Genomic DNA, 26,256 nt, shown 5'->3' with positions numbered 1-26,256 from the left:
CAGATTGGTGGTGCAGCACGATGACCGAAACGACCAACTCGCCCACACCTGAGGCCGCCAACGGCAACAGCCAGCTCAGCCTCAGCACCGAGGCCGCCAGACAGCTCGCGACCACGACCAAGACCGCGCCGCAGATGCAGGAGATCACCTCCCGCTGGCTGCTGCGGCTGTTGCCGTGGGTGCAGTGTTCGGGCGGTGTGTTCCGGGTCAACCGGCGGCTGACGTACGAGCTGGGTGACGGCCGCATCACGTTCAGCACGACCGGTTCGGACGTGCGGGTCATCCCTGCGGAGCTCACCGAGCTGCCCATGCTGCGCGGCTTCGACGATACGGAGGTGCTGGGGGCACTGGCCGATCGTTTCGCCCAGCGTGAGGTGGAGGCGGGCGAGGAGATCGTCTCCGAGGGCCGCCCCGTTGACCGGCTCGTGCTGATCGCCCACGGCCGGGTGGCCAAGGTGAGCCGCGGCGCGTACGGCGACGAGCAGAACCTCGGCGTCCTGGCCGACGGCGACTATCTCGGTGAGGCGACGCTGACGAGTGGCGGCAGTTTCGACTTCACCGCGCGGGCCAAGACCAAGACCACCGTTCTCACGCTGTCCCGGCAGGACTTCGAGCAGCTCGCCGACCAGTCTCCCGGCCTGCGCGAGCACCTGGACCAGTGGCTCTCGGCGAGCGGGGAGCACGCCCACAACGACTACGGCGAGGCGGCGATCGACCTGTCGGCCGGCCACAGCGGCGAGCCCGTGCTGCCCGGCACGTTCGTGGACTACGAGCTGAGCCCGCGCGAATACGAGCTGAGCGTGGCGCAGACGGTCCTGCGGGTGCACACCCGGGTCTCCGACCTGTACAACCAGCCGATGAGCCAGCTCGACCAGCAGCTCCGCCTCACCATCGAGGCCCTGCGCGAGCGGCAGGAACACGAGATGATCAACAACAAGGAGTTCGGCCTGCTCAACAACGCCGACTTCAGCCAGCGCATCCGCACCCGCTCCGGCCGCCCCACCCCCGACGACCTCGACGACCTGCTGGCCACCGTGTGGAAGGACCCGGCGTTCTTCCTCGCGCACCCGCAGGCCATCGCGGCCTTCGGCCGGGAGTGCAGCAAGCGCGGCGTCTACCCGCAGTCCATCGAGGCCTTCGGGCACAAGGTGCCGGCCTGGCGGGGCGTCCCGATCTTCCCGTGCAACAAGATCCCGGTCTCCTCCACGTACACGACGTCGTTCCTGCTCATGCGTACCGGCCAGGAGAACCAGGGTGTCGTCGGCCTGCACCAGACCGGCATCCCCGACGAGTACCAGCCGAGCCTGTCGGTCCGGTTCATGAACATCAACGAGAAGGCGGTCATGTCCTACCTGGTGAGTGCTTACTACTCGCTGGCGGTGCTCGTGCCTGACGCGCTCGGCGTGCTGGAGGACGTCGAGGTCGGCAGGAACGGCTGAGCGAGAGACCGGACGGCCGGCACCGCCTGCGCGCGGTGCCGGCCGATCACTTACGTGGAGGAGCTGCCATGAGCCAGCCGTTCGAACTGCCGGACTTCTACATGCCGTACCCGGCGCGGCTGAACCCGCATCTCGAAGAGGCTCGCGCGCACTCCAGACAGTGGGCGCGCGACCTGGGCATGTCCGAAGGCTCCGGCATCTGGGAGGAGGCCGACCTCGACGCCCACGACTACGCGCTGCTGTGCTCGTACACGCATCCCGACTGCGACGCCGTCGAGCTCTGCCTGGTCACCGACTGGTACGTGTGGGTCTTCTTCTTCGACGACCACTTCCTGGAGGTCTTCAAGCGCACCGGCGACCTGGCGGGCAGCAAGGCGTACCTCGACCGGATCGCGCGGTTCATGCCGATGGGCGATGACCTGACCATGCCCGAGCCCACCAACCCCGTCGAGGCGGGCCTGGCCGACCTGTGGGTGCGTACGGTGCCCAGCAGGTCGGCGGACTGGCGGGCGCGCTTCGCCGAGAGCACCAGAAACCTGCTGAACGAGTCCCTCTGGGAGCTGGCCAACATCAACCGGGGGCGGGTGGCCAACCCGGTCGAGTACATCGAGATGCGCCGCAAGGTCGGCGGGGCTCCCTGGTCGGCGGGGCTCGTCGAGCACGCGGTGGGCGCCGAGGTGCCCGCCCGGCTGGCCGGGACCCGGCCGCTGCGGGTGCTGAAGGACGCCTTCGCGGACGCGGTCCACCTGCGTAACGACCTGTTCTCGTACGAGCGGGAGGTCGGGGACGAGGGTGAGCTGAGCAACGGCGTGCTGGTGCTGGAGAGGTTCCTGGGATGCGGCACGCAGGAGGCCGCGGACGCGGTCAACGACCTGCTGACCTCGCGGATGCAGCAGTTCGAGCACACGGCGCTGGGCGAGCTGGGGCCGCTGTTCGTGGAGTACGGCGTCGACCCGCTCACCGCGGCCGGCGTGCTGGCCTACGTCAAGGGGCTGCAGGACTGGCAGTCGGGCGGGCACGAGTGGCACCTGCGCTCCAGCCGGTACATGAACCAGCGGGTCGCCGCCCGCAAGCCGCTGGGCATGCCGTCGATCGTCAACATGCTGGGGGCCAAGCGGCTGCGTAACTTCACGTACGTGCCGTACCAGCGGGTGGGGCCCTCGCGGATCCCCGACCTGCCCACGCCGTTCCAGGTCCGGCTGTCGTCCCATCTCGACGCCGCCCGGCGCAACACCGTGGCCTGGTGCGGGGAGATGGGGATGCTCGACTCGACCCTGTGGGACGAGCAACGGCTCGTCGACCTCGACCTGCCTCTGTGCACCGCGGGCCTGCATCCCGACGGCAGTCCCGAGGAGCTGGACCTGGCGTCGTACTGGATGGCGTGGGGCACGTACGCGGACGACTACTTCCCGGCCGTCTTCGGCCGGTCCCGCAACCTCGCGGCGGCCAGGATCGCGGTGGAGCGGTTCTCGGCGTTCATGCCGCTGGACGGCTCGCCCGCGCCGACGCCCGCGAGCGTGCTGGAGCGGGGCCTGGCCGACGTCTGGGCGCGTACGGTGGGGCCGATGCCGCCGGAGGGACGCCGCGAGCTGCGCGAGGCGGTCGAGAGCACGTGCCTCGCCTGGCTGTGGGAGCTGGGCAACCAGTTCGCCAACCGCATCCCCGACCCCGTGGACTTCGTCGAGATGCGCCGGCAGGCCGCCGGCAGCGAGCTGACCATGAGCTTCAGCCGGATGCGGCACGGCCGGCGGCTCCCCCGTGAGCTGCGCGAGAGCGGGCCGATCCGGTCACTGGAGAACACCGCCGCCGACTGCGGGACGCTGATCAACGACGTCTTCTCCTACCAGAAGGAGATCGAGTTCGAGGGGGACCTGCACAACGGCATCCTGGTGGTGCAGCACTTCTTCGACTGCGACTACCCGACGGCGCTCGGCATCGTGACCGACCTGCTGGACTCTCGGGTGGGCCAGTTCCAGCACATCGTCGAGCACGAGCTGCCGGTCGTCGCCGACGACCTCGACCTCGACGCGGACGCCCGGCAGGACCTCGACGCGTTCGTGGACGGGCTGCGTAACTGGGTGGCCGGGGTGTTCCACTGGCACCACCACTGCTCCCGGTTCGACGAGGCCTCGCTGCTCCGCCACAACCGGGTGCCCGAGCGGCGGCTGGGCGGGCCGACGGGCCTCGGCACCTCGGCGGCCTACGCGGGCAGGTGATGGGTGCGGGGCTCGTAGAACCAGCCCATCATGCGGAGCAGTCGCCGCTGGTACGGCGTGACATTGTGCAGGCGGATCCACCGCTCCGCGGGCGGCAGCGTGGGCATGACGAGCACCCGCAGGCCGGAGACGTCGATGAAGGTCAGCTCGCCCGTGTCGACGACGATGTACGTGCCCTGGCGGCACCCCGCCAGGGTGTCGGCCACCGCGGGGCTGTTGGAGGCGTCGATCTCGCCGACCAGCGCGACGGCCGGCGGTCCGGGCACAGCGCGCACCGTGATCGTCAGCTGCCCATCCTGGTAGAGCAACCGCTCTTGGACGCTCACGCTCTTCGCCCCCCAACACGCACGCTCTGGGGGTGTAATCCGGTCTCTGGCAAATAACCAGAACCCAGGTTACACGAAGTATGTTTGGCTATGTAATTTTCGCCGGAAAATGACCGAATTACGGGGAAATTATGAAGGGCACGGCATGGCCGTGCCCTTGACTGCTGCGAAAGATCCGACTCGGACGGTGCCGCCCCCGGCCCGGGGAGCGCTCCGATAAGGTGCCGCCACTGGTGCCGCCACAGGGGCCGTGGCTACCGGAGCGCCCTCACGTCAGGCGTACGCGCTCAGTTGTTGTCGCCCACGTGGGACTGGTTGTTGAGCAGGTTGACGTCGAGGTCCTGCAGGTGACCGATGGTCGCGGCGTCGATGTACTTCACGGAGTCGTTGAGGACGTCGTTGGCCAGCGTGAGGTCGTCGAGCAGGCTCAGCTGACTGAGGATCTGCTGCTTCTTGTTGAACGCGTTGGGGCCGACGTCGGCGGAGGCGCTCATGGCCGAGAACCCGAGCAGGCAACCCGCGATCGCTGCACCAGCGAGAATGCGACGCATCATTTCTTGTTTCTCCTTCGTCGGAATTTGCGCGGGATGCGCGTCATCGTGAATCACTCGCACCGGGCTGCGAGATTCCAGGAATACCATTTCGCGGCGCCTCGACGGGCCGCAACCCGACTGTGCCAATCCGGAGTCAAATGCGCGCACCAATTCCTTGATTGTTGATCATGGATCGTCCGGATATATACGACTAGCACGCATTTGCCCTGGGGTGGCGTGAGGGCAGTTTTTCAGCTTATGGCCATACGGACCTCCCGTATGGCCAAAGTCCGTTTTATCGCTATACAGAAGGAGGAATGCTATCGGGGGAACGGGCCGGCAGAGGCGGGTCGACGGGAGCGCTGAATATGTCATGAATGGAACACGGCGGCTGCTGCCAATAGCACTGGCACCGATGATTCTGTGCGCGGTTCCGGCCATTCCCGCGATGGCCCGGCGATCGGCGAGCGGGGCGATCGCGATGCGTGCGGCGATAGAGATGATCGGCGTCCCGTACTCGTGGGGCGGCGGCGGGGTGAACGGCCCCGGATTCGGCACCGGAAGAGGCGCGAAGACGTGGGGATTCGACTGCTCGGGGCTCGCGGAATACGCGTGGGCGCGGGCGGGGGTGTCGATCGGCACGACCACGCGGGAGCAGTGGCGCTCCGGGATCCGGATACCCAAGGAGCGGGCGGAGCCGGGGGATCTGGTCTTCTTCGACAGCGACTCTCACAGCCCCGGGCCCGAGCACGTCGGCATCGTCGTGGACGCGACGCGGATGGTGCACGCCCCGTACACCGGGCAGTCCGTCCGGGTGGACCCGCTCGGCAGGCGTACCTTCCTCGGCGTGGTCCGGCCGAGCGACACCTGGATGAACGGCCACGCGCTGAGCTCCGCGGCCCCGGACGGCGGCGACGCTCCGAGCTCCGCCGCCGTGAACGGCCACGCGGCCCAGGTCGTCCTGCAGTGATCGACCTGGGCCGCGGGACGGAGAGCTCGGTGCGCACCGGGCCCGTGCCGTGGGTTCGCGAACGTCCACGGCCCGTTTTCGCGGTTCACCTCAAGGCACCAGGAAGACGACCTTGGCCGGGCGGAGTCCCTCCCGGGAACCGCCGATCGGCTTCCTGCCTACGCCACGAGAGGAGCCGTCAGTTGTTGTCGCCCGTGTTCTCCTGGTTGTTCAGGATGTTGGCATCGATGTCCTGCAGGTGGAGGAGGGTCAGGATGTCGACGTACTTCACGGAGTCGTTGAGGACGTCGTTGAGCGCGGTCAGGTCGTCCAGGGCGCTCAGCTGACTCAGGATGGATTGCCCGCTGTTGTGCGGGTTGGGGCCGACGCTGGCCGAGGCTCCCGTTGCGGAGAGACCGAACGCGGCGGCCGCGATTGCTGCACCGGCCAGAATGCGACGGATCATGTGTGGTTTCCTCCATGGAACGGCGCCGGAATTCAGCGCCTAGTCGTTTGTGCAGGGCTGTGAGGTGCCGGAAATAACCATCGCGGCAGGCGGCCGGAACTGCAACTCAAAAAGCCCACCTCGAAGTCAAGGCGGCACCTCGCTTTCTTGGCACGGAGTTTTCCCGACCGTCGCCGAAACGGGACTCACGCGCAGGGTTCGAAGCCCTTTTGGCGGGATTCATTTTGGCCCGTCACGCACCCGATGGGCCGAACCTGCACTGTCGTTTAGGAAACGATCACCCGAAACTTGAGAAGCGCCCCTACGCCTGCCGGCGTACCCGGAGAGCCCTCCGGAGGCTGACGTGCCGAACGAACAAAGCGTCGATGATGGCCGGCGAGTTCACTCAATGCGGAGGTGAGATCGATGCGGCCGAGTATCCGCAAGACGGTCATGGTTATCCATGTCATCGCGTCCGTCGCGCTGGTCGGAGAGGTGTGGGGCCTGGTCGTGCTGAATACGGCGGCGGCCCTGACAAAGGACGCCGGACTGGCGCACGCGGCCTATCGGCTGATGCCCGCCTTGGTCTTCGCGGGCGGCATACCGCTCAGCCTCATCGCATTGATCAGCGGCATCACACTGGGGCTGACCAGCCATTGGGGGCTGTTTCGCTATTACTGGGTGGCGGCCAAGCTCGTACTCCTGGTGGCCGTGATCTGCGTGGGCATGTTCCTGTTCGACCCCGAGGGAATGGCGGCCGCCACCGAAGGCGGCGCCGCCGTCCCCGCCACTCGCCAGTGGGGGCAGGTGGCCGCACTGGGGACGCAGATCGCCATGCTGATGACCGCGACCACGCTCTCGGTCTTCAAACCCCGCCGCAAACTCCGGTGACGGCCGGGTGGGCGGCGGGATTCAAAAACGACCATGAATTCCGCCCCACCCTTCGCACCCGCCGCACCACGTCCCGCCGACGCGGCGCTCCAGGACGCCGGGGTGCTGTCCGCGTGCGGCGGCGGGGGCCTACGAGGGGGTGGTGAGGCGGTCGAGGGTGGTGGAGAGGAGGTGGAGGGCGGCGAGGCAGTCGCGGGCCGCGTCCACCCCCATCTCCGCCACCAGCCGATCGGCGAAGGCCTGGTGGCCGGGGTTGATCTTGGCGACGGCGGCGCGCCCGGCGGCCGTGGGCTGGAGGAGCTTGGCGCGCCGGTGCGCCGGGTTGGGCTGGTATTCGGCCAGCCCCCGCTCCACCAGCAGGTCCGCGATCCGCTGCACCCCCTGCCTGGTCATCCCCATGACGCGGGCCACCCCCGCCACCGGGAGCGGCTCCCGCAGGACCGCCCCGAGCACCTGCCACCAGGCCGCCGTCATCCCTGACGGGCGGGCCAGCCCCTCCGCCACCTGCAGGAACTGCCCGTTGAGCCGGAACGACCCCAGCGCCAGGCCCGAGAGCAGCTCCCCCGTGTCGGTCATGCCGCCATCAACACCCCGAACGCCGCCGGGTCGCTGCTCGCGAACAGCCGGAACCACGCGTCCAGCACCTCAGGACGGTAGATGTCGAGCCGGCGGAAGATCTCCCGCGCGAACGCCACCGGCTCCGTGGGACCAGCCGTGATGAGGTCGCCCCCGAGCACCGCGTCCCGGTCGAGGTAGTGACCGGCGCCGGCGTAGCCCTCCTGCGCCTCCAGATACTGCACCACCGCGCTCGTGTGGTCACGCGAGTCCAGGAGCCCTTCGCGGGCGAGCCCGGCGGTGGCGCCGCAGATGGCCGCCACCGGCACCCCCGCGTCCAGGAACTCCCCGGCCTTGGCGGCGAACGGCGCCAGCGACGGGCCGGCGTCCCACAGGTCGGCCCCGGGCAGGATGAGCAGCGCGCTGGAGGCGGGCGAGAGCTGGTCGAGCGCCAGGTCCGGGGTGACGCGCAGCCCGCCCATGCTGACGACGGGATCCGTGGTCAGCCCCACGGTGACGATCTCGAAGCCGCCCGGCTCGCGCTGGTAGCGCCCGTTGCGGAGGTGCGTGGTCGCGTGACCGGTCTCCCAGTCGGCGAACGTGTCATAAACGGCGTGGTGCACGATTCCCTTCATGACAACATCCTGTCATTTCGACAACATGCTGTCAATACACAATCGTGGGAGGATACCTCTCATGGCAGAGATCGTCGGCGGGGGACGTCCGGTCAACGACGCCGAACGGCGGGTGATCGCTTATCTGCGCGACCAGGCGCCCGCCGACTGGCTGCTGCTGCACAACATCGAGGTTCCGCGCGGCCACGACGTCTTCGAGGTCGACCTGATCGTGCTGACCGGCCACTCGATCGTGGTCGTCGACGTCAAGGGCACCAGGGGCCGCATCGAGGTGTCGGGCACGCGCTGGTTCCCGCCGCGCAGGGAGGCGTTCGGCTCTCCCGTGGCCAAGCTGAGGGGCACCGCCAAGGCGCTGAAGGGCCTGCTGGTGTCCAAGGCCACCCAGCTGGAGCGGGTCTACGTCGACAGCCTGGTCGTGCTCTCCTCGCCCGATGCCGAGCTGATCGACCCGGCCGGGCGCGACTCGATCAACGTCACCGATCTGCCCCGCCTGCTCGCCACGCTGAGCGACGTCTCCAGGGTCAGGCGCGGCTGCAGCCCGGACACCAAGCCGTACCTCACCGCGATCCTCGACGCGCTCAACCAGAGCGTACGCCGCAGCACCGCGCCGCCGAGGTTCGGCAACTGGGAGGTCGAGGAGCAGCTCGGCGGCGACACCAAGATCACCGAATACCGCGCGTTCAACGCCACGCTGCCGGGCAGCGAGACCGTGCTGCTGCGGGTCTACCAGGCCGACCCGCTGGCCGATCACCACGCGCGGGCGGCCGAGCGGCAGCGCATCGCCAACGCGTACCAGACCCTGGCCAGGATCCCCCCGCACCCGTGCGTGGTGCGCTCGCGCGACTTCTTCGCCATCGACGACGAGAGCCGGTTCGTGCTGGTGCTGGACGACGTGCACGGCGAGACGCTGCAGCTGTCCCTGGGCAAGGGCGCCCGGCTGGGCGTGATCCAGGACCTGCTGCGCGGGCTGGCGCACGCCCACGCCCACGGCGTCGTCCACCGCGCGCTGACCCCCGCCTCCGTCCTGGTGACCGACGACGGGCACGCGGTGCTGACCGGGTTCGACTACGCCAAGCCGGGCCCGCGCAACTACACCGTCGCCCACGAGCTGGGCAACGTGCTCGACGCGCACTACGTGGCGCCCGAGTGCCAGGAGCGGCCCGACCTCATGACGACCGCCTCCGACGTCTACGCGGCCGGCGCCATCGCCTACCAGCTCCTCACCGGCCAGTTCCCGACCAGCGCCGACGCCCACGGTCCCGACGTGCCGGAGGTCGTGCGCCGGATGCTCGACCACTCCCCGGCCAAGCGCCCGACCGCCGCGGAGGCCCTTGACGCCCTTGAGGGCGCCCCGCTCCAGGAGTCCCGCCTCAAGCGACTGGTACGTCGTCTAGTGTCCCGATCATGACCATACGACTGCGTCCTGTCGAAGATGTTGATCTGCCCGGCTCACGAGCGACCCCGGCAGCACGCAGTGGTACGGCTTCCAGAACCGTCCCTTGACACTGAGGAGGAATAGGTCCCGCGCAGCGGCACGCCCCGAACGGTCTTGGGCGCACTGGTCCCCCGCGTACAACCCCAGGCGGCGACGCACGTCCCGCGTGCGGTCCGATCCAGAGCGGCAGGCTCCCTCACGACCCGGCCATGACAGCGCGGCCATTGGCAACGGGGAGGCCCCGGGCCATCGCTCCGGTGGAACGGGGGCCCCGACAGCTGGCGCCGCACTATCATCCAGATCGCATACGGAGCGTACAAGCGCCGTGTCAGAGCGTCAACGGCGCACCCTACAGCGTAATCCGCTCCGACCTCCGTGAGAAGCCCTAGACGGGGAGGCTGCGGCGCAGCGCGCTGGCGTGGCTGAGATAGGTGCGCGCCAGCCCCGTACGACCGGCCGAGCGGTAGAGCTCGCCCAGGAGTTGGGTGGAGGAGGCCGCGCCGCTGAGGTCGCCGAGCTCCTGGAAGATCTCCAGCGACCGCTCGAGCCCGGTGGAGGCCCGCGCGAGGTCCCCGCGCGCCGCCTGCAGCCCGGCCAGGCTCTGCAGCGCGTACGCCCCGCAGTGCCGGTCCCCCAGCGACTCGAAGATCTCCAGAGCGTGCTGGTGGAACGACATCGCCTGGTGCAGGTGCCCCATCTGGAGGCACACGCACCCCTCCCGATGGGCGTCCCCCAGCTCCTGGGCCAGCCGCATGGCCTGGCCGAGCGACTCCGACGCCTGCTCCAGGTCCCCCGACTTCAGGCAGGCCCGGCCGATGGCCTGGCGGGCGAACGCCTCGCCGTGCCGGTCGCCGGTGGCCACGAAGATGGCCAGCGCGTTCCTGAAGTGGATGAGCGAGTGCGCGGGCCGGCCTCTGAACTGGCTCACGGCCCCGAGCCCGCAGATGGAGGTGGCCTCGGCCCGCCGGTCGCCCAGGTCGCTGAATATCTGGCGGGAGCGGGTGAAGCCGTCGGCCGCCTCCTCGTAGCGGTCCTGGTAGAGGCTGACCTGAGCCAGGCCCCTGAGCATGGCGGCCTCGCCGTACCTGTCGCCGGCCGCCCGGGCGGCGACCAGCGCGGCCGTGTGGGTGCGCCGCCAGGTGCCGAGATGGCAGTGCAGGTCGAGGTACGGGACCATGGCCGCGGCCAGCCCCCACGCCGACTCCGCGAGGCCCGACCCGGCCGCCAGGTCCACCGCCCCGGCCAGCGCCTCGTGCTCGGCCTCGAACCACGCGACCGGGTCGGCCGTCAGCCGGTCGAGGGTGCGGTCGGGCAGCCGCCAGCGCGGCGCCCGAGCGGCCGTGAGGCTGAACACAGTGGTCGGCAGCCGCGCCATGGCGTGCTCCGCGGTCGCCGTCCACGCCGCCAGCACCCTGCCCACCGCGTCCAGCCGGGGTTCTCCGAGAGGGAGGGCAGGAACGCGTTCGAGCGCGTGGCGGCCGATGAGGTCGGGGACGCGGTAGCGCGGCTGGCCCACCGCGTCGGTGCCGATCAGGTCCAGCAGGCTGACGTCCACCAGCAGGTCGGTCACGTCGTCGGCCCCGTGCCGCCCGAGCGCCGCGTCGACCACCCAACCGGGCTGCGCGGACGCGCCGAGCAGGCCGAACGTCGCGAGCGTACGAGCGGCCTCGGCGGGCAGGCGCGCGTACCCGCCGTCGAAGCTGGTCCGCACGTCCCGTAACTCGCCGAGCCAGTCGTCCGCCAGCCGCTGCCTGAGCACCGACAGCGACCACCCGGGCCGGGCGGCCAGGCGCGTGCCCGCGTTCCTGACGGCCAGCGGCAGCCCGCCGCAGGCGGCCACGATGGCCAGCGCGGCCTCGCGCTCCCGGGCCACCCTGTCCCCGCCCGCGATGGAGCCGAGCAGGGACAGCGCCTCGTCGGGCGCCAGCGGTCCGAGCTGGACCAGCACGGCGCCGGGCAGCTCGGTGACGCGGCGGCGGCTGGTGACGATCACCGCGCTGCCGTCGCCGGGCAGCAGCGGGCGCACCTGGTCCGCGTCGCGGGCGTCGTCGAGCAGCACCCGCATCGGCCGTTCGGCCAGTAGCGACCTGAACAGCGCGGACCGCTCGCCCACGGTCGGCGGCGCACCGGGAACGCCGAGCCCTCGGAGCGCCTCGGCCAGCAGGTCACCCGGCTCCCGCAGGCCGAGCTCCAGGTGGAGCTGCCCGGCGGGGTAGGCGCCGCACAGCGCGTGCGCCGCGTGCACGGCCAGCGCCGACTTGCCCGAGCCCGGCGGCCCCGAGATCACCGCGACGGTGAACGGCCGGCCCAGCGCGGCCACCTCACCGGCCCGGCCGGTGAAGTCGGGAAGGCGGGGCGGGAGCTGGCGGGGCACGGCGGGCAGCGCCTCGTCCGCGAGGATCAGCTCGTACGCCCCGCGCAGGTCGGCCCCCGGCTCGACGCCGAGCTCGTCCACGAGCTGGGCCCTGACCGTGGCGTAGGCACGCAGGGCCTCGGCCTTCCTGCCGCCGCTGTGCAGGGTCAGCACCAGCCGCCCCCACAGGTCCTCGCGGTACGGGTGCTCGGCCAGCAGCCCGCGCAGCTCGGACACGGCCCCGTCGTGGTCCCCGCGCTGGATCCGCCGGTCGATCAGCGCCTCGGCGGCCCACAGGCGTACCCGGTGGAGGGGTTCGAGGCGGCGGTCCCAGACGGGGCTGCCGGGCAGGTCGGACAGCGGCGCCCCGCGCCAGAGCGCGAGCGCCTCGGCGAACTCGCCCCGGTCGACCAGGGCCTCGAACGCCAGCAGGTCGAGCGCGCCCGCCCCCACGTCGATCGCGTACCCGACCCCGTCGGCCCGGAGGAGCGCGGGCCCGAGGTCGGAGCGGAGCGAGCTGACGTACGTACGGAGGTTGGCCTGGGCGGAACGCGGCGGGCGGTGCGGCCAGAGCACGTCGGCGAGCCGATCGGCGCCGACCACGCGGCCCGCGTCGAGCAGCAGCGTGGCCAGCAACATACGGGGCTTCCTGCCGGAGATCCGGACGGGACGGCCATCGCGACGGACCTCCAGCGGCCCGAGCACATGGAAGGTGACCGGCACATCGGCTCCTCTACGGAGGTCTGACAGCTTCCTGTATCGGTTCTGGACGATTCCTGTGCGCTTTGTCCAGACCCTGGTCTCAGAGATCCCACGGGAAAGGATCACCCCATGAAGCTCGGCGCAGCAATGGTCGCGGGCCTCGCCTTGTTACTCAGCCTCGGTACGACGTCAGTCGCCGCGGCCGACCCCGTGCCGGGGGCGGACGCGCAGATCCTGGCCACGAACTTCCAGCTCCCGTTCCCCTGCAACCAGACGTGGACGGGCAACTCCAGCAACAGCAGCGCGCACCAGTCGTGGGAGATCGACTTCAACCGGGGCAGCACCGCGGACGCCGACCTCGGCGACACCGTGGTGGCGGCCGCGGCGGGAACCGTGGTGATCTCCGCGCACCAGGGCTCGACCAACGGGTACGGCAACCTCGTCAAGATCGACCACGGCGGCGGCTGGACCTCGTACTACGCCCACCTGAACTCCCGTACGGTCAGCGAGGGCCAGACGGTGTCGCAGGGCCAGCAGATCGGCACGGTCGGCAACACCAGCAAGCCGGGCAACAACATCAGCCCCCACCTGCACTACGAGGTGCGGCTGGGCACCAACTACCCGGACAACATCCAGAAGGCCGTCTTCAACGGCGTCACCTTCGGCTACCCGCAGCAGTCGGTGACCTCCAAGAACTGCGGCAACCCGCACACCCCGACGGAGGTCTGCGGCTCGGGCTACGACGTGATCGACTCGGCCACGCTCGGCAGTGACGGCGCCGTCTACCTGCTCTACAACTCCTCCAACGGCAACAACTGCGTGACGACGCTGAAGTACAAGAACGTCGGCACGGCCACCGCCACCACGGCCTACCTGGAAGTGGAGGGCAGTACGAGGAAGACGGACTCAGGCAACTTCGCCTACTACGCGGGACCGGTCATCGCCTCGGCGTCCGGCAAGTGCGTCAAGTGGGGCGGCAAGGCCGGCGCCTCGACCTACGACAGCCCGCTCGAACACTGCGATTGACGATGCGGAGGGGTCGGGTGGAATGCGCCCGGCCCCTCTCATACGTGAACCGTGCCCAGCACGTCTATGACGTAGAGCGACGGCTGGTCACCGAGGCCGGAGACCGCCACCCGGCTCCCGACCTGCCGGCCCACGAGCGCGCCCAGCCAGCCGTCGGGGACGTCCCCCTCCTTCAGCGTGTACGCGCTCGGCCCGCCCCTCCGGTAGGACGAGTCCACGACCGTCCGCTCGGGCCATGACGCGGCCACGTACTGGACCACCACCTTCGAACCGGCGAGGACTTCCTCGCCGGAGCCGGCGATGAGCGTGCGGGGCGGCGAGCCCGGCCCGAGGTCCGCCGGGACCACCGGCAGGGCGCGGCCGACCAGCCGGGCGTCGGGCGGGTAGCCGCCCAGGATGTCGAAGATCAGCACCATCGTGTCGGCGGGCGCGAGATCGGTCAGCGTGAGCGGCGCGTCCGGGCCGAGGGCCTCGCCCGCCTGGCTGACCAGCATGATCCGGCTGCCCGCGGACCGGCCGATGAGCGCCTGCCGCCAGGTCTCCGACACCCGCCTGCCGTCGAAGACGACCGAGGTGGGCTGGTGGCCGTCGTACGTGCTCAGGTACGGCTGGTTGCCCGACCACCGCCGGATGTCCACGTCGGCGAGCACCACGTCGCCCGGCAGCGTGCGCCGTCCACTGCCCGTCGACAGCACGGTGATCCGCGGCGTGCGGCCCGGGCTGCCCTTGGGTATGGCCACGACCGGCTTGGTGCCGAACGCGCCTGTGACGACGGGCTGCGTGCCCTCCTCGGCCAGGCCGCACGAGGTGGCGAGCATGAGCACGGCCGGCAAGAACAGGCGCACGATATCCTCCATGGCCTCACGGCCGGTGGTCCGAACGTGTTACTTGCCGCAATGGGCAAAAGCAAAGCTGCCGGTCTCGCCATCTCACGACAAAGGCGCGGGAGACTTGAGGCCATGAGCAAGCCCAATCTGGCGCGCAGGGTCGCGGAGGCGGCCGAGATCGCGCTGACCACGCGGAAGTACGTGACGTTCATCGACGTGGTGACGGGCCTGCGCTGGCTGCACTCCAGGCACGTGGACATCTGGCGGCAGGGCCGGGCCGGCACGCTGGCCGAGCTGGCGGCCGTCGACGAGGACCGCCTGCTCGCGACGGCCGGCCTGCTGCGGGAGTGGGCGCTGGCCAAGGGGCTCAGGCCGGTGGACACGCCGTACGTGGCCGGCACCCGCGACCGCCGCGAGCTGCGCTTCACCTCCGGGGACGGGCAGGAGCCGTACCGCGTGCACTGGCTCTCGCCGGACCTCAGCGAGGCCAGGGTCCGCAAGCTGAGCGAGCCCAAGGTGCCCGACCTGGTGGTGGTGGCCCCGCTCAACGCCTGGACGTGCGCCTCCTGCGGCGACACCGGCCCCTACCTGATCATGGAGGAGGACCGGCCGCACTGCCTGACCTGCGCGGACATGGACCACCTGGTGTTCCTGCCGTCCGGAAACGCCGCGCTCAGCCGCCGCGCCAAGCAGGAGAGCGGATTGTCGGCGGTGGCCGTGCGGTACAACCGGCGGCGCAAGGTCTACCAGCGCTTCGGCCTGCTGGTGGAGGAGGCCGCGCTGGCCGCCGCCGAGGAGCGGTGCCTGGCCGACGAGGAGGTACGCGAGCGCCGCCGCGAACGCGACCGCGACCGCAGGGCCGAGCAGGACGTCGACTTCCAGGCCAGGATGGCGGCCGAGATCGCCAGGCTGTTCCCCGGCTGCCCCCGGGACCGGGCCCAGGAGATCGCCGAGCACGCCGCCCAGCGCGGCAGCGGCCGGGTGGGCAGGACGGCGGCGGCCAAGGCGCTCGACGAGAACGCCATCACGCTGGCGGTCATCGCCTCCATCAGGCACCTCGACACCGACTACGACAGCCTGCTCATGTCGGGCGTTCCCAGGATGGAGGCCAGGGACAGAATCAGGGAACGCATCGAGCGCAAACTGGAGGAGTTCCGCGGATGAGCGACTGGCACGACGTACGGGAAGAAATGCGCGCCTTCGCGCTCCGGCTGCCCGAGGCGCACGAGGACCACCCGTGGGGCGAGACCGTCATCAAGGCGAACAAGAAGGTCTTCCTCTTCCTCGGCATCGACGAGCAGACCGAGAAGTGGGACCCGATGTTCAGCGTGAAGCTGGTCTCGGAGGCGCACGGCCACGCGCTGACCGTCGAGGGGGCGGCGCCCACCGGCCACGGGCTCGGCCGGGCGGGGTGGGTGACGGTGCCGTTCCTGTCGGAGCTGCCCGAGACGGAGGTGCTGCTCGACTGGGTGGAGGAGAGCTACCGGGCCATCGCGCCCAAGCGGGCGGTCAAGCAGCTGGACGAGAACCCGGTCAGGTGACGGCCAGGCGCGTGGCGTACCGCTCGTCCCGCCACAGCTCCTTGTCCAGCACCTCGAGCAGCGTGGCCGCCGCGTCGTACACGTCGGCGTAGCCGATGTAGAGCGGCGCGAAGCCGAACCTGAGGACGTCCGGCGCGCGGAAGTCCCCGTGCACGCCCCGGTCGATCAGCGCCCGCATCACCGGGTAGCCGTGGGGGTGGCGGAAGCTCACCTGACTGCCCCGGGCGGCGGCGTCGGCGGGCGAGACCAGCTCCAGCGCGTCGCCGACCAGGTCCACGAAGAGCGAGGTCAACGCCATGCTCTTGGCCCGCACCTGGTCCATCGGCACCCGCTCCCACACGTCGAGCGCCGCCTCCAGCGCCGCGAACGACAGCACGTGCGGGGTGCCCACCGCGAACCGCCGAATGCCCTCCGCCGGGCGGTAGCCGGTCTCGAACGCGAACGGCTCGGCGTGCCCGTGCCAGCCGGACAGCACGTTCTCGGCGGCGGCGTGGTGGCGCGGGTTGACGTAGAGGAAGGCGGGCGCGCCGGGCCCCGCGTTGAGGTACTTGTACGTGCACCCCACCGCGAAATCGGCCCCCGAGACGTCCACGTCCATGGCCCCCACGCTGTGGCACACGTCCCAGACCATCAGCGCGCCGGCCTCGTGCACCCGGGCGGTGACCGACGGCACGTCGTGGCGGGCGCCGGTGCGGTAGTCGACCTCCGACAGCAGCACCACGGCCGCGTCGTCGAACCGCCCCTGCGCGAAGTCGCGCACCTCGTAGCCGCCGAGCAGCCCGGCCAGGCCCTGGACCATGTAGTGGTCGGTGGGGAAGTTCCGGACGTCGGAGACGATCACCCGGCGGTCGGGACGCAGCCGCAGCGCCGCGGCCACCGCCTGGAAGACCGCGATCGAGGTGGTGTTGCCCACCACGACCTGCCCGGGGCCCGCGCCGATCAGCGGGGCCAGCCGGTCGCCCGCGGTCAGCGGCTGCGCGTACCAGCCGGCCTGGTTCCAGCCGCCGACGAGCTGCCTGCCCCACTCGTCCTCCACCGTCTGGCGCACCCGTTCGGCGGTACGGCGGGGCAGCGCGCCGAGCGAGTTGCCGACGAGGTAGACGACCCCCTCCGGCAGCACGAACTCGTCCTTGAAAGCCCGCAGCGGGTCGTTCGCGTCGAGGGCGAGGCACTGGTCGCGGTCCACGATTCACTCCTGTCGCGGGGGGATGGTGGCGATTATCCGGTTCACGCCATTCTGGTACTCGCGGACGTACCAGTTCTGCACCGGGTTGTGGGTGGCGTCCAGCCGGAACGTCCCGCGCGGGCCGCCCAGCTCGCCCACCGCCGCCATTCCCCCGTTCGCGGACAGGCCCCGGTCGATGAGCCGCATGGCGTCCCAGCCCTGGAGCGCGACCGCGGACGGGTTCCTGCCGGTCTTGGCCCGCCACCGGGCCACGAACGCGGCGTTGTCCGGGTTGTACAGCGCGGGCGAGTACATGCCGACGGTGGTGATGCCCTCGGCCTCCCGGCCGACGGCCCGCAGCACGTCCTCGTCCGTGAGGTTCTGGCAGCCCAGTAACGCGATCTCGGAGGCGTGCTGGCGGTACCCCTTCAGGAACTCGACCGCCTCTCCCCCGGCGTAGAACGCGTACAGGAGCTTCGTCCCGGGCGGGATCCGCGCGAAGTACGGCTCCAGGTCGGTGACCCTGCCGTAGGGCGTCAGGATGCGTTTGAGGGGCTGCGCGCCGTATCCCTCGGCGAAGCCTCTGAGCGTTTCGACGCCCGCCGAGTAGTCGGAGGCCATGAGCACCACGCCCTCCTTGCCGTACCGCTCGGCGGCATACCGGCCGGCCGCGTAGCCGTGGTCGCGGTTGGTGTACGACACGCGGAAGACGTTCGGTCCGCCCAGCGCGTCGGCGCCCGCGTTGGCGATCACCACGGGCGTGCGGCCCGCCACCTTGACCACCGACTCGGCGACGGGCGAGGAGAGCAGCCCGGTGATCACGTTCACGCCCTCGTCCTCGATGAGCCGCCTGGCCTGCTTCTGGCCCTCCTCCGGGTTGCCCGCGTCGTCGGCCACCACCAGCCCGGCCGGGCGCTCGCCCAGGCGTCCGCCGTGGTCGTCCAGGTAGAGGCGCATGGCGGCCTCCATGTCGTCGCCGAGCGCGGCGTACACGCCGGTCTGCGAGATGATCGCGCCGACCTTGACCGGGGGATCGCCCTCGGCCAGGAGCGGCGCCGTCCCGCCGCAACCGGCGGCCATCAGCACCACCAACCCCAGGACGGATACGCGCACGGCTCACCCCCGGCAGGTCATGACCGCTCCTGCGGACGGTAGGCGACGGCCTGCATCTCGATGAGCAGATGGGGGTGCGGGAGCTGGTGCACCGCGACCGTGGCCCTCGTGGGCCCTTCCTCGTCGAAGAACTCGGCGTAGACCTCGTTGTAGCCCGTGAAATCGTTCATGTTGACCAGATACGTGGTGATCTGCACGAGGTCGCCGAGCGAGCCTCCGGCGGCCTTGAGGATGTCGCCGATGTTCTCGATGACCGCTCTGGTCTGTGCGCGGATGTCCAGGTTCGTCGCGCCGTACGTGTCCACTTCCACACCCACGAAGGTGCCGTCGGTGCGCCGGCAGTTCGTGCCCGAGACGTACAGGAGGTCGCCTGCCTGCTTGACGTGCGGGAACCTGCCTCGGGGAGTGGCCTTGCCGGGCACCAGGAGCCCTTTGGTGCGTTCGATCACTTGGCGAACACCGCCCGGACGGAGCCCAGCCCCTCGATGCGCACCTCGAACTCGTCCTGCGGGCCGACGGGCACGACCGGGCCGAGCGCGCCGGTCAGCACCACGTCTCCGGCGCGCAGCGCGTAGTCGGTGCGGCCGAGCCGGGAGGCGAGCCAGACGGCGGCGTTGAGCGGGTTGCCCATGACCAGCTCGCCGGAGCCGGTCGAGACCTCCTCGCCGCCCCGGGTCATCGTCATCCGGGCCGCCCGCAGGTCGAGCCCGGCCAGCGGGACGGGCGTGCTGCCCAGCACGAACGCGCCGGCCGAGGCGTTGTCCGCGACCGTGTCGGCCAGCGTGATGTCCCAGTCGGCGATCCGCGAGTCGGCGATCTCGATGGCGGGCAGCGCGAACTCCACGGCCCTGAGCACGTCGGCGGCCGTGAAGGGCCCGCCGGCCAGGTCCTTGCCGAGCACCAGCGCGACCTCGGCCTCGGCCCGCGGCTGCAGGAAGGCGTCCACGGGCACGGAGAGCCCGTCGCAGTACGACATGTCCGCGAAGAGCATGCCGAAGTCCGGCTGGTCGATGCCGAACTGCCGCTGCAGCACGACGTTGGTCACGCCGATCTTCCTGCCCACCAGCCGCCGCCCCGCTCCGAGCGCCCGCCGCGTGTTGATCTCCTGGATGGCGTACGCCTCGGCCACCGTGCCGACCAGGTCCCTGATCGGCGGGCACGGTTTGCCGGAACTCGCGGCCTCCGCCAGCCGGTCGGCGACCTGGGACCGCGCGTCCACGGCCTCGGACCATTCGTCATGCATCGGGCTGCTCCAGTCTGATGGTGATCGTGGTGGGTTGAGAGTAGAAGTCGAGTGACTGGACGCCGCCCTCCCTGCCGATGCCCGACAGCTTCATACCGCCGAACGGGGTGCGCAGGTCACGCAGATACCAAGTGTTCACCCAGACGAGCCCGGCCTCCAACCGCTGCGCCACCCGGTGGGCGCGGTCGAGGTTACCCGTCCAGAGCGTGGCGGCCAGGCCGTACTCGCTGCCGTTGGCCAGATCGACCGCCTCGGCCTCGCTGTCGAAGGGGGCGACATGGCACACGGGGCCGAAGATCTCTTCTCTGTTGAACCTCGACCACTCCGACAAGCCTGCCACCACCGTCGGTTCCACGAAATATCCGGAATCGCGGTTGTCGCCGAACGTGGGGACGCCACCCCCCGTGAGCACCTTGGCTCCCTCCGAGCGGGCCAAGGCGTAGTAGGAGAGCACCTTCTCGCGGTGCTCCTTCGAGATCATGGGCTGCGGCTCGAACTCCTGCGCGCGGGCCGCCAGCCGGGCGCTGAACTCCTCGAAGATCGACCGCTGCACGTAGACCCGCTCGGTGCACAGGCACACCTGCCCGCCGTTGGTGAAGACCGACTTCGCCGTCCCCTCGACGGCCCGGTCGAGCCTGCAGTCATCGAAGATCAGCCCCGCGTTCTTGCCGCCCAGCTCGAACGAGATCGGCTTGACCCGGTCGGCCGCCGTGTTCATGATCGCGGTGCCGGTCCTGGTGGAACCGGTGAACGACACGGCGTCCACCCCCGGGTGCTCGACCAGGAGGTGGCCGGAGGAGCCGTACCCGAAGATGATGTTGACGACGCCCGCGGGCAGCCCGGCGTCGGCGCAGATCTCGGCGAAGACCGCCGCCGAGCCCGGCGTGTGCTCCGACGGCTTGACCACCACGGTGTTGCCGGCGACGAGGGCGGGCGCGAGCTTCCAGGTCATCAGCAGGAACGGCAGGTTCCACGGGACGATCACCGCGACCACGCCGAGCGGCCGTCGCACGGTGTAGCTGAGCACCCCGGACAGGTGGAAGGCGTCGTCCGGGCGCTGGGCGGCGATCTCGGCGAACGCGCGGAAGTTGGCGATGCCGCGCGGGACGTCGAGCGTGCGGGTCTGGTCGATCGGCTTGCCCGTGTCGGCGATCTCCGCGTCCACCAGGTCGTCGAAGCGGGACTCGATGCCCTCGGCCAGGCGCCGCATCCACCCGGCGCGCTCGCCGACGGGCAGAGCGGCCCAGTCGCGGGCCGCCTCCCTGGCCGCGCGCACCGCCCGGTCCACGACTTCGGGGTCGGCCTCGTGCACCTGCCTGATCACCGCGCCCGTCACGGGGTCATGGACGGGGAACGTCTTACCCGCGCCCACCGGCTCGCCACCGATGAAATGCGTCAGCACCACACTCTCCTCTACTTCCCTGTATAGATCGCTGGTCGATCGGCGGACAACGGGTGCGTCGGGACCTTTCTGATCGCATCGTCTCCCCGGAACGCGGCCCGCGCCATGCGCGATGCTGTTGCACATGCGAACCAGAACCGATCAAGTGGTCGCCCACGACGGCGGCTTCGACGTCCATCTGTGGTTCCCCGACGCCGGGACGGGCCCCGGCATCCTGCTCGTCCAGGAGATCTACGGCGTGGGGCCCTACATCGAGAAGGTCGCCCTGGACCTGGCCTCGCGCGGCTACGTGGTGGCCGCGCCGGACCTGTTCTGGCGCCTGCACCCCGGCTGGCTGGGCGAGCACACTCCCGAGGGCACGGCGGCCGCGATCGAGCTGGCCGGCCGGTTCGACTTCGCGCAGGGGGTGGCCGACTGCGCGCTCACGGTGGCCCACCTGGGCGAGTTGCCCGAGGTAGCGGGCGGGGTCGGCGCGGTCGGGTTCTGCCTGGGCGGCTCGATCGACTACATGCTGGCCACGCAGGTGGAGCTGGCGGCGGTGCTGTCCTTCTACGGCTCCGCCGTGCCCGACGCGACCGGGCTCATGGACCGCGTCACCGCGCCGCTCCTGCTGGTCTTCGGCGGCAGCGACCCGTTCATCCGGCGCGACCGGGTGGCCGTCGTCGAGCAGGCCGCGCAGGGCCGGCCAAACGTGGTCATGCACGTCGAGGAGGAGGCCGGGCACGCCTTCCACAACAGCGAGGCACCGATGTTCCACCACCCGGAGGCGGCCGCGCGCACCTGGGAGGTGGCGCTCACCTTCCTGTCCGAGCACCTGCCGGTGACCCTGTCCAGATAGACATCTTCCGGTACCCCTAGATCATCGCCATTATGGGCGGATGGCGCGGACGTGGGAATTGTGGGGAAACGTCATTATTGCTGGTACTTTTGCACTTCCCCTGGCCTTGCTAGCAATCTTGCTCCTCTCCCGTCACCGCGCCCGCGCCGGCCACCCGGCACCGCTGCGCACGTCGATCGCCGACGTCGGCATAGCGGTCGGCACGGCCCCGTGGATCTGGATGACCCTCACCCCGCGCAACGGTCAGACCGGAGTCAGTCTCGTCCCGTTCAAAGATCTTGCCGACCTGGTCAGCGCGCCGTGGGAGGCGGTGTTGGTGCAGGTCGGAGGCAACCTGCTGGTGTTCGCCGCGCTCGGCGCGCTGCTCCCGGTACGCAGCCGGGCGATGTCCTCTCTCGCGCGCGTTGCGGCGGTCGCGGCCGCGTTTTCGGTCATCGTCGAGGTCCTCCAGTACGCCTTGCGACTAGGCCGTTTCTCCTCCGTCGACGACGTGCTCATGAACACGGCAGGCGCCGTGATCTTCGCTTTGGTTACTCGGCGCTGGTGGGCCGATCGGATACCGGCCGGGACCGTTCCACGGTAACGGTCTGCTAAAACCCGCCGGAATTCACCACTCGGGCACGATCCGCTCAAAAGAAGGCCGCGACCAACCTTTCCATCTGTGCGATCGTGGACAAGACGGGGCAAGTTCTCTGGAGACGCCACAACCTGGTTGGTGACAGAGGGTGATCAAAGTTGTCTGAATCCCCGGTACCCCACGAGCCCCCTATCTATCGCCGCATCGCCGACGGCCTCCGCGCCCGGATTCTGTCCGGCGAACTGCGCGACGGGGACCGACTACCGGGCGAGAACGCGCTGATGGCCGAATACGCAATCGCACGAGCCACCGCCAGGCAGGCGCTTGCCGTACTGATCAACGAGGGGCTGGCGGTGCCCAAACGAGGTTCGGGGGTATATGTGCGGCTGTTCAAACCGATCCGCAGGCACGGCTCACGCCGCCTGTCGAGAGAGCAGTGGGGTCAGGGGCGGGCCATCTGGGACGCCGACACGCGTGGCCGGCCTTTCACGGTGGACGGGGTGGAAGTCGTGTTGGAGCGAGCCGGCGAGGAGGTGGCGAGCGTCCTCGAGAGCGGCGAGGTATGGGTACGTCGCCGCCGCTACTCGGTCGACACCAGACCCGTGCAGCTGGCCACCTCGTATTTCCCCGCGCACCTGGTCGAAGGCAGCGCGATCACCCTCGCGGACACCGGACCCGGTGGCGTCTACGCCAGGCTGAGCGATCTGGGCGTCTCCCCCGCCCACTTCACCGAGGAGGTGCGGGCCAGGATGCCGTCACCCCGCGAGATCACGATGCTCGACCTGCCGGGGGGCACGCCGGTGATCGTGATCGCCAGGACCGCCTACACCTCGGGCGGGCTGCCCGTCGAGCTCAACGAAATGGTGCTCGACTCCGCCGCGTACGTACTCCAGTACGACTTCGATGCCTAGTTTGTCAAGGAAGGTGACCCTGTCCGGCACGATCATTGTGTTCTCTAGAGAAGTGCCGCATCGTCGAAGGAGATGGAAACCTCGCCTGGGGCCGGGAAAGGCGAACAGCGATGTCCTTTGATCGGCATCTTGCCGAGATTGCCCGGGAGTACCCCCAATGGACCATCTGGCGGAGCGACGCGGGCCGCTGGTGGGCCACGAGACACCGTCCGCTCAACGCGGCGCAGCGCGATGCGGGATGTGCGATGACCATCGACGCGGACGACCCGGACGGCCTGCGCGGCCGGCTCCGGGACCAGGAGAAGCGGGCCGGCGGGCAGCACCCGCGGGCCGGCCCCGCACCTCCATGACGCCGGCCGTGGCGCGTCCCACGGCCGGCGCACAAGAGCAGCCCGGTGCCGTGTCCAGCGTCTCGGCGGCCCCGGCACCGGGCCACCAGGACAGGAGGGGCCACTGACGCGGAAGCCTCCGACCCGATCGGGGGCGGGGGCTTCCGCTCCGTGGACCGCCTGCACCGCCGGGCCGCGCACCCCTTCCCCAATCGCGCGGCCCCGCGGCTCTCACCGCCCGCTCGGCTGTGGGGCGGTCCCAGCCGGGCGGGCACGCCTCCAGCCGTGCCCGCCCGGGGTGTGGACTACTTGTGCACCTCGGACAGCCGGACGACGTGGATGTCGGTGTCGTCGGAGACGCCCGCCTCCTCCAGGGGCTTCTTCTCCTCCTCGCTCTCGTCCACGATGACCCGCACGTCCTCCTGCGGCGAGACCGGGGACGCGACCGCGTCGGGGATCAGCGGCCCGGCCGCAGACTCGGTGCGCATGAGGTCGCCGAGCACCGAGCTGATCTCGGTCAGCCGCCGCACGACCTCCGAGTGCGTGTTGGTCAGATAGTCGACCCGCCGCCCCGTCTGCTCGTCGAGCGCGGCGGTGCGCTGCTGCGCGGAGGCCAGCATCGACTCCGAATCGTTCCGCGCGCCCGCCACCAGCTGCTCGGCCTGCGCGTTGGCGGCCTGCATGAGCTGCTCCGACTCCGACTGGGCGGCCGTGACCAGCCGCTCGGACTCGGCGCGCGACTCGCGCAGCAGGTCCTCGGCCTCGGTGCGGGCCGCCGCGAGCTGCTCCTCCGCGTCCGAACCCGCCTGGGCCAGCATCCGCTCCGCCGCCTGAGTGGCCTCGTTCACGCGCCGCTCCGCCTCCGCCTGGGCGGAAGTGAGGATCTTGTCGGCGGTCTCGCGGGACGACGTCTGCAGCCGGTCGGCCTCCGACTTGGCCGCGTCGCGCACGCTGGCGGCCTCGGCCTCGGCGTCCTCCCGCTTGGCCGCGGCCTCCTCCTCGCCGAGCCGGAGGATCTGGGCGAGCCTCGGGCTGAGGTCGTCGTAGCTCTGCGGCGCCTCGACCATGCGCCGCCTGGCCTCCGCGAGCTCGATGCGGCCCTGCTCTGCCTGGTCGATGGCCCGGGCCAGCCGCTCTTCCAGATCCCTTACCTGGTTACGGGTACGGATCATGAAGTCGTGAACCTGACGGCGGTTGTAGCCGCGCATCACGACCTCGAAGGTGTCCTCTTGCATCAGATCGGGAATGCTCTCGTGCTGGTTCATCATGGGGGTACCTAAGGGTGGTTTGCGTGAGGCGGGGGAAAATTGCGGGTTGTGAGGGTCTGACAACGAGACGTCAGGAAACGACTTTCCTGCCATCTGCCCACGTCCGCAACCGGAACGCCACAGCCGGACGGGGAATTACGATGGCTCGGATGTACATCGCATCTTTGGATAACGGGGCAGTCCCGGACATACACCCTGAAGCCTTCATAGCCCCCGGCGCCGTCGTGGTCGGCAGTGTGCGGGTGGGCCGGGCGTCCAGCATCTGGTACGGCTCCGTTCTCCGGGGGGACGACGAGCGGATCGAGATCGGCGAGGAGTGCAACGTACAGGATCTGAGCTGCTTGCACGCCGATCCCGGCGAGCCGGCGATCCTGGAGGATCGGGTCAGCCTGGGCCACAAGGCCATGGTCCACGGCGCCCATGTGGAGACCGGCGCGCTGATCGGCATCGGCGCGATCGTGCTGGGCGGCGCCCGCATCGGTGCGGGCACCCTGGTGGCCGCCGGTGCGCTCGTCGGACCGGGCAAGAAGATCCCGTCCGGCGTGCTGGTGGCCGGTGTTCCCGGAAAAATCGTACGCGAACTCACCGACGACGACCGGGCGTCCTTCGCCCGCACGCCGGACAACTACATGGCCAAGGCGCTCAGGCACCGGCAGGCGTCATCGCTTTGATCAGGACTTCGTCCGACACCGAGGCGGTGTTGAGCGCGTCCGCGTACTCGGGCAGCTCAGGGCGTAAAAACCGGACGAAGTCGACGGTCATCTTCAGATCGGGCACGCCCTTGACCTGCTTGGCGTTGGCCTTGGTCGCGTCCTTCTTGAGCAGGTTGTAGCTGTCCCAGTCGGTGTAGGCGGTGATGCCCCACTGGAGCACGTCGGGGAGGTTGGACGGCCAGCGCCGGCCGACCTTCCACTTGCCGCCGTCCTCCCGGTAGAGCGCGACGAAGACGCGGCCCACCCGGCCGAGCGCCAGGTCCACCCAGCCTGTCTTGACGGCCAGCTCCTGAGGTTTGGAGCTGCCGTCCTGGGTGTACTTCACCTCGACCTGGCCGCCCTGGTCGGCCGTGCCGGTGGTGACCGACACCCAGTTGGGCTTGGCGTACGAGCCGGGCTGGCGGGCCATCAGGCCCCCGAGCGAGAACTTCCGCTTGGGCTGCCCGCCCTTCATGCCCTCCACCTTGACCCTGGCGTACATGAGGACGTCGCCCGCCAGCTCCTGGTACACGTAGGGGCCGCGAAAGCCGTCGAACCACGTCGAGGTCCTGGGCTCCAGATACAGGGAGCCCTTCACGGTCTTGTTGATGTCGAGCTTGCCGATCCGGTCGACGTCCTTCTCCGTCTCGCTCAGCTTGGTCCACATGGACATGTCCGTCGTGTTCTGGAACTCCGTGGACGCCTCGCCCACCTCGCCGCCGGGCTCCGGCGCCGTGGCCTTGTCCAGCGTGAGCACGCCGGGCCCCGTCGGGGACGGCTGCGCCGTCGTGGTCGTACCGCATCCGGAGAGCGCGCCGACCACCGCCAGCACCCCTGCAACCTTC

Annotated in this window: 26 protein-coding genes; 12 read left to right on the top strand and 14 right to left on the bottom strand. The window is 70.2% G+C overall.

Annotated features, from left to right (window positions below):
* The first annotated feature begins 20 nt into the window (after positions 1-20).
* Together ACWDRB_RS25465 and ACWDRB_RS25460 are read left to right on the top strand one after the other, a co-directional pair.
* A complete protein-coding gene (locus ACWDRB_RS25465) occupies positions 21-1,439 on the top strand; it encodes a family 2B encapsulin nanocompartment shell protein (RefSeq protein WP_350723659.1) in 1,419 nt (472 codons plus the stop codon).
* 68 nt (positions 1,440-1,507) lie between these two features.
* Positions 1,508-3,655: a terpene synthase family protein gene (locus ACWDRB_RS25460; RefSeq protein ID WP_449897409.1), complete on the top strand. Its 2,148-nt coding sequence runs from the start codon at positions 1,508-1,510 to the stop codon at positions 3,653-3,655.
* On the opposite strand, the gene ACWDRB_RS25455 is transcribed toward ACWDRB_RS25460, so the two are convergent.
* Both ACWDRB_RS25455 and ACWDRB_RS25450 read right to left on the bottom strand, forming a co-directional pair.
* Positions 3,640-3,981: an STAS domain-containing protein gene (locus ACWDRB_RS25455; protein WP_449897407.1), complete on the bottom strand. Its 342-nt coding sequence runs from the start codon at positions 3,979-3,981 to the stop codon at positions 3,640-3,642. The genes ACWDRB_RS25460 and ACWDRB_RS25455 overlap by 16 nt on opposite strands.
* A 287-nt stretch (positions 3,982-4,268) precedes the next feature.
* The gene (locus ACWDRB_RS25450; RefSeq protein WP_449897405.1) at positions 4,269-4,535 is read right to left on the bottom strand and encodes a hypothetical protein; all 267 of its coding nucleotides are present in this window, start codon (positions 4,533-4,535) and stop codon (positions 4,269-4,271) included.
* A gap of 427 nt (positions 4,536-4,962) precedes the next feature.
* Between ACWDRB_RS25450 and ACWDRB_RS25445 the strand changes: the two genes are divergently transcribed.
* Positions 4,963-5,484 carry a C40 family peptidase gene (locus ACWDRB_RS25445; protein WP_449897403.1) on the top strand — a complete coding sequence of 174 codons (522 nt, stop codon included), beginning with the start codon at positions 4,963-4,965 and terminating at the stop codon, positions 5,482-5,484.
* Positions 5,485-5,662: 178 nt separating this feature from the next.
* Here the strand turns inward: ACWDRB_RS25445 and ACWDRB_RS25440 are convergent, their stop codons facing one another.
* On the bottom strand, positions 5,663-5,929 hold the full coding sequence (locus ACWDRB_RS25440; protein ID WP_350723666.1) for a hypothetical protein: 267 nt from the start codon (positions 5,927-5,929) through the stop codon (positions 5,663-5,665).
* A gap of 405 nt (positions 5,930-6,334) precedes the next feature.
* Here ACWDRB_RS25440 and ACWDRB_RS25435 point away from each other — a divergent pair, with 405 nt between their 5' ends.
* Complete coding sequence (locus ACWDRB_RS25435) at positions 6,335-6,799, top strand: hypothetical protein (protein WP_397368520.1); 465 nt, start codon at positions 6,335-6,337, stop codon at positions 6,797-6,799.
* Between the two features lie 129 nt (positions 6,800-6,928).
* Here the strand turns inward: ACWDRB_RS25435 and ACWDRB_RS25430 are convergent, their stop codons facing one another.
* Both ACWDRB_RS25430 and ACWDRB_RS25425 read right to left on the bottom strand, forming a co-directional pair.
* Positions 6,929-7,375 carry a MarR family winged helix-turn-helix transcriptional regulator gene (locus tag ACWDRB_RS25430; RefSeq protein ID WP_449897400.1) on the bottom strand — a complete coding sequence of 149 codons (447 nt, stop codon included), beginning with the start codon at positions 7,373-7,375 and terminating at the stop codon, positions 6,929-6,931.
* Positions 7,372-7,989: a type 1 glutamine amidotransferase family protein gene (locus tag ACWDRB_RS25425; protein ID WP_363977825.1), complete on the bottom strand. Its 618-nt coding sequence runs from the start codon at positions 7,987-7,989 to the stop codon at positions 7,372-7,374. Before ACWDRB_RS25425 ends, ACWDRB_RS25430 begins: the two co-directional genes overlap by 4 nt.
* 61 nt (positions 7,990-8,050) lie before the next feature.
* On the opposite strand from ACWDRB_RS25425, the gene mads6 reads away from it, so the two are divergent.
* Positions 8,051-9,397, top strand: coding sequence for a methylation-associated defense system protein kinase MAD6 (gene mads6 / locus ACWDRB_RS25420; protein WP_449897397.1), 1,347 nt, complete (start codon positions 8,051-8,053; stop codon positions 9,395-9,397).
* 412 nt (positions 9,398-9,809) lie between these two features.
* Here mads6 and ACWDRB_RS25415 read toward each other — a convergent pair whose 3' ends face one another.
* Complete coding sequence (locus tag ACWDRB_RS25415; protein WP_449897395.1) at positions 9,810-12,500, bottom strand: BTAD domain-containing putative transcriptional regulator; 2,691 nt, start codon at positions 12,498-12,500, stop codon at positions 9,810-9,812.
* A gap of 108 nt (positions 12,501-12,608) precedes the next feature.
* On the opposite strand from ACWDRB_RS25415, the gene ACWDRB_RS25410 reads away from it, so the two are divergent.
* Positions 12,609-13,505, top strand: a complete 897-nt coding sequence (locus ACWDRB_RS25410) for a M23 family metallopeptidase (protein ID WP_449897393.1) — start codon at positions 12,609-12,611, stop codon at positions 13,503-13,505.
* 38 nt (positions 13,506-13,543) lie between these two features.
* Here the strand turns inward: ACWDRB_RS25410 and ACWDRB_RS25405 are convergent, their stop codons facing one another.
* A complete protein-coding gene (locus ACWDRB_RS25405) occupies positions 13,544-14,350 on the bottom strand; it encodes an FKBP-type peptidyl-prolyl cis-trans isomerase (RefSeq protein WP_449897391.1) in 807 nt (268 codons plus the stop codon).
* A gap of 114 nt (positions 14,351-14,464) precedes the next feature.
* Here ACWDRB_RS25405 and ACWDRB_RS25400 point away from each other — a divergent pair, with 114 nt between their 5' ends.
* Positions 14,465-15,496 carry a DUF2293 domain-containing protein gene (locus ACWDRB_RS25400; protein ID WP_449897389.1) on the top strand — a complete coding sequence of 344 codons (1,032 nt, stop codon included), beginning with the start codon at positions 14,465-14,467 and terminating at the stop codon, positions 15,494-15,496.
* Positions 15,493-15,873 (top strand): MmcQ/YjbR family DNA-binding protein, encoded by a 381-nt coding sequence (locus ACWDRB_RS25395; RefSeq protein ID WP_449897387.1) that lies wholly within the window; start codon positions 15,493-15,495, stop codon positions 15,871-15,873. The genes ACWDRB_RS25400 and ACWDRB_RS25395 overlap by 4 nt, the downstream gene beginning before the upstream one ends.
* Here the strand turns inward: ACWDRB_RS25395 and kynU are convergent.
* The 5 genes from kynU to ACWDRB_RS25370 are packed head-to-tail and all read right to left on the bottom strand — an operon-like array spanning position 15,866 to position 20,796.
* Positions 15,866-17,062: a kynureninase gene (gene kynU, locus ACWDRB_RS25390; protein ID WP_449897666.1), complete on the bottom strand. Its 1,197-nt coding sequence runs from the start codon at positions 17,060-17,062 to the stop codon at positions 15,866-15,868. The genes ACWDRB_RS25395 and kynU overlap by 8 nt on opposite strands.
* Positions 17,063-18,151, bottom strand: coding sequence for an ABC transporter substrate-binding protein (locus ACWDRB_RS25385; protein ID WP_355193619.1), 1,089 nt, complete (start codon positions 18,149-18,151; stop codon positions 17,063-17,065).
* 17 nt (positions 18,152-18,168) lie between these two features.
* Positions 18,169-18,600 carry a RidA family protein gene (locus tag ACWDRB_RS25380; RefSeq protein WP_397368512.1) on the bottom strand — a complete coding sequence of 144 codons (432 nt, stop codon included), beginning with the start codon at positions 18,598-18,600 and terminating at the stop codon, positions 18,169-18,171.
* Positions 18,597-19,394, bottom strand: coding sequence for a 2-keto-4-pentenoate hydratase (locus ACWDRB_RS25375; RefSeq protein WP_449897385.1), 798 nt, complete (start codon positions 19,392-19,394; stop codon positions 18,597-18,599). Before ACWDRB_RS25375 ends, ACWDRB_RS25380 begins: the two co-directional genes overlap by 4 nt.
* Complete coding sequence (locus ACWDRB_RS25370; protein ID WP_449897383.1) at positions 19,387-20,796, bottom strand: aldehyde dehydrogenase family protein; 1,410 nt, start codon at positions 20,794-20,796, stop codon at positions 19,387-19,389. Before ACWDRB_RS25370 ends, ACWDRB_RS25375 begins: the two co-directional genes overlap by 8 nt.
* A 124-nt stretch (positions 20,797-20,920) precedes the next feature.
* Here ACWDRB_RS25370 and ACWDRB_RS25365 point away from each other — a divergent pair, with 124 nt between their 5' ends.
* The 3 genes from ACWDRB_RS25365 (at position 20,921) to ACWDRB_RS25355 (ending at position 23,122) form a co-directional block, all read left to right on the top strand.
* Positions 20,921-21,634 (top strand): dienelactone hydrolase family protein, encoded by a 714-nt coding sequence (locus ACWDRB_RS25365; protein ID WP_449897381.1) that lies wholly within the window; start codon positions 20,921-20,923, stop codon positions 21,632-21,634.
* Positions 21,635-21,674: 40 nt separating this feature from the next.
* On the top strand, positions 21,675-22,217 hold the full coding sequence (locus tag ACWDRB_RS25360) for a VanZ family protein (RefSeq protein WP_355193609.1): 543 nt from the start codon (positions 21,675-21,677) through the stop codon (positions 22,215-22,217).
* A 152-nt stretch (positions 22,218-22,369) separates the two neighbouring features.
* Complete coding sequence (locus tag ACWDRB_RS25355; RefSeq protein WP_449897379.1) at positions 22,370-23,122, top strand: GntR family transcriptional regulator; 753 nt, start codon at positions 22,370-22,372, stop codon at positions 23,120-23,122.
* 634 nt (positions 23,123-23,756) lie between these two features.
* On the opposite strand, the gene ACWDRB_RS25350 is transcribed toward ACWDRB_RS25355, so the two are convergent.
* Positions 23,757-24,719: a hypothetical protein gene (locus ACWDRB_RS25350; RefSeq protein WP_449897377.1), complete on the bottom strand. Its 963-nt coding sequence runs from the start codon at positions 24,717-24,719 to the stop codon at positions 23,757-23,759.
* A 149-nt stretch (positions 24,720-24,868) separates the two neighbouring features.
* Between ACWDRB_RS25350 and ACWDRB_RS25345 the strand changes: the two genes are divergently transcribed.
* Complete coding sequence (locus ACWDRB_RS25345; RefSeq protein ID WP_185069301.1) at positions 24,869-25,390, top strand: gamma carbonic anhydrase family protein; 522 nt, start codon at positions 24,869-24,871, stop codon at positions 25,388-25,390.
* Here ACWDRB_RS25345 and ACWDRB_RS25340 read toward each other — a convergent pair.
* Positions 25,362-26,243: a hypothetical protein gene (locus tag ACWDRB_RS25340; RefSeq protein WP_355193605.1), complete on the bottom strand. Its 882-nt coding sequence runs from the start codon at positions 26,241-26,243 to the stop codon at positions 25,362-25,364. The two genes, ACWDRB_RS25345 and ACWDRB_RS25340, sit on opposite strands and share 29 nt — an antisense overlap.
* Positions 26,244-26,256 lie beyond the last annotated feature (13 nt).

It is taken from the genome of Nonomuraea sp. NPDC003707, from assembly GCF_053587055.1.
This window is presented reverse-complemented; position numbering and strand designations above follow the sequence as displayed.

What these genes read in the sequence shown, in the direction of transcription:
- ACWDRB_RS25435 (WP_397368520.1), top strand. Translation starts at nt 6,335, where the DNA reads ATGCGGCCGAGTATCCGCAAGACGGTCATGGTTATCCATGTCATCGCG.
- ACWDRB_RS25450 (WP_449897405.1), bottom strand. Translation starts at nt 4,535, where the DNA reads ATGATGCGTCGCATTCTCGCTGGTGCAGCGATCGCGGGTTGCCTGCTC.
- ACWDRB_RS25360 (WP_355193609.1), top strand. Translation starts at nt 21,675, where the DNA reads ATGGCGCGGACGTGGGAATTGTGGGGAAACGTCATTATTGCTGGTACT.
- ACWDRB_RS25345 (WP_185069301.1), top strand. Translation starts at nt 24,869, where the DNA reads ATGTACATCGCATCTTTGGATAACGGGGCAGTCCCGGACATACACCCT.
- ACWDRB_RS25400 (WP_449897389.1), top strand. Translation starts at nt 14,465, where the DNA reads ATGAGCAAGCCCAATCTGGCGCGCAGGGTCGCGGAGGCGGCCGAGATC.
- ACWDRB_RS25410 (WP_449897393.1), top strand. Translation starts at nt 12,609, where the DNA reads ATGAAGCTCGGCGCAGCAATGGTCGCGGGCCTCGCCTTGTTACTCAGC.
- ACWDRB_RS25395 (WP_449897387.1), top strand. Translation starts at nt 15,493, where the DNA reads ATGAGCGACTGGCACGACGTACGGGAAGAAATGCGCGCCTTCGCGCTC.
- ACWDRB_RS25375 (WP_449897385.1), bottom strand. Translation starts at nt 19,394, where the DNA reads ATGCATGACGAATGGTCCGAGGCCGTGGACGCGCGGTCCCAGGTCGCC.
- ACWDRB_RS25365 (WP_449897381.1), top strand. Translation starts at nt 20,921, where the DNA reads ATGCGAACCAGAACCGATCAAGTGGTCGCCCACGACGGCGGCTTCGAC.
- ACWDRB_RS25465 (WP_350723659.1), top strand. Translation starts at nt 21, where the DNA reads ATGACCGAAACGACCAACTCGCCCACACCTGAGGCCGCCAACGGCAAC.
- ACWDRB_RS25445 (WP_449897403.1), top strand. Translation starts at nt 4,963, where the DNA reads ATGGCCCGGCGATCGGCGAGCGGGGCGATCGCGATGCGTGCGGCGATA.
- ACWDRB_RS25440 (WP_350723666.1), bottom strand. Translation starts at nt 5,929, where the DNA reads ATGATCCGTCGCATTCTGGCCGGTGCAGCAATCGCGGCCGCCGCGTTC.
- ACWDRB_RS25425 (WP_363977825.1), bottom strand. Translation starts at nt 7,989, where the DNA reads ATGAAGGGAATCGTGCACCACGCCGTTTATGACACGTTCGCCGACTGG.
- ACWDRB_RS25430 (WP_449897400.1), bottom strand. Translation starts at nt 7,375, where the DNA reads ATGACCGACACGGGGGAGCTGCTCTCGGGCCTGGCGCTGGGGTCGTTC.
- mads6 (WP_449897397.1), top strand. Translation starts at nt 8,051, where the DNA reads ATGGCAGAGATCGTCGGCGGGGGACGTCCGGTCAACGACGCCGAACGG.
- ACWDRB_RS25350 (WP_449897377.1), bottom strand. Translation starts at nt 24,719, where the DNA reads ATGATGAACCAGCACGAGAGCATTCCCGATCTGATGCAAGAGGACACC.
- ACWDRB_RS25460 (WP_449897409.1), top strand. Translation starts at nt 1,508, where the DNA reads ATGAGCCAGCCGTTCGAACTGCCGGACTTCTACATGCCGTACCCGGCG.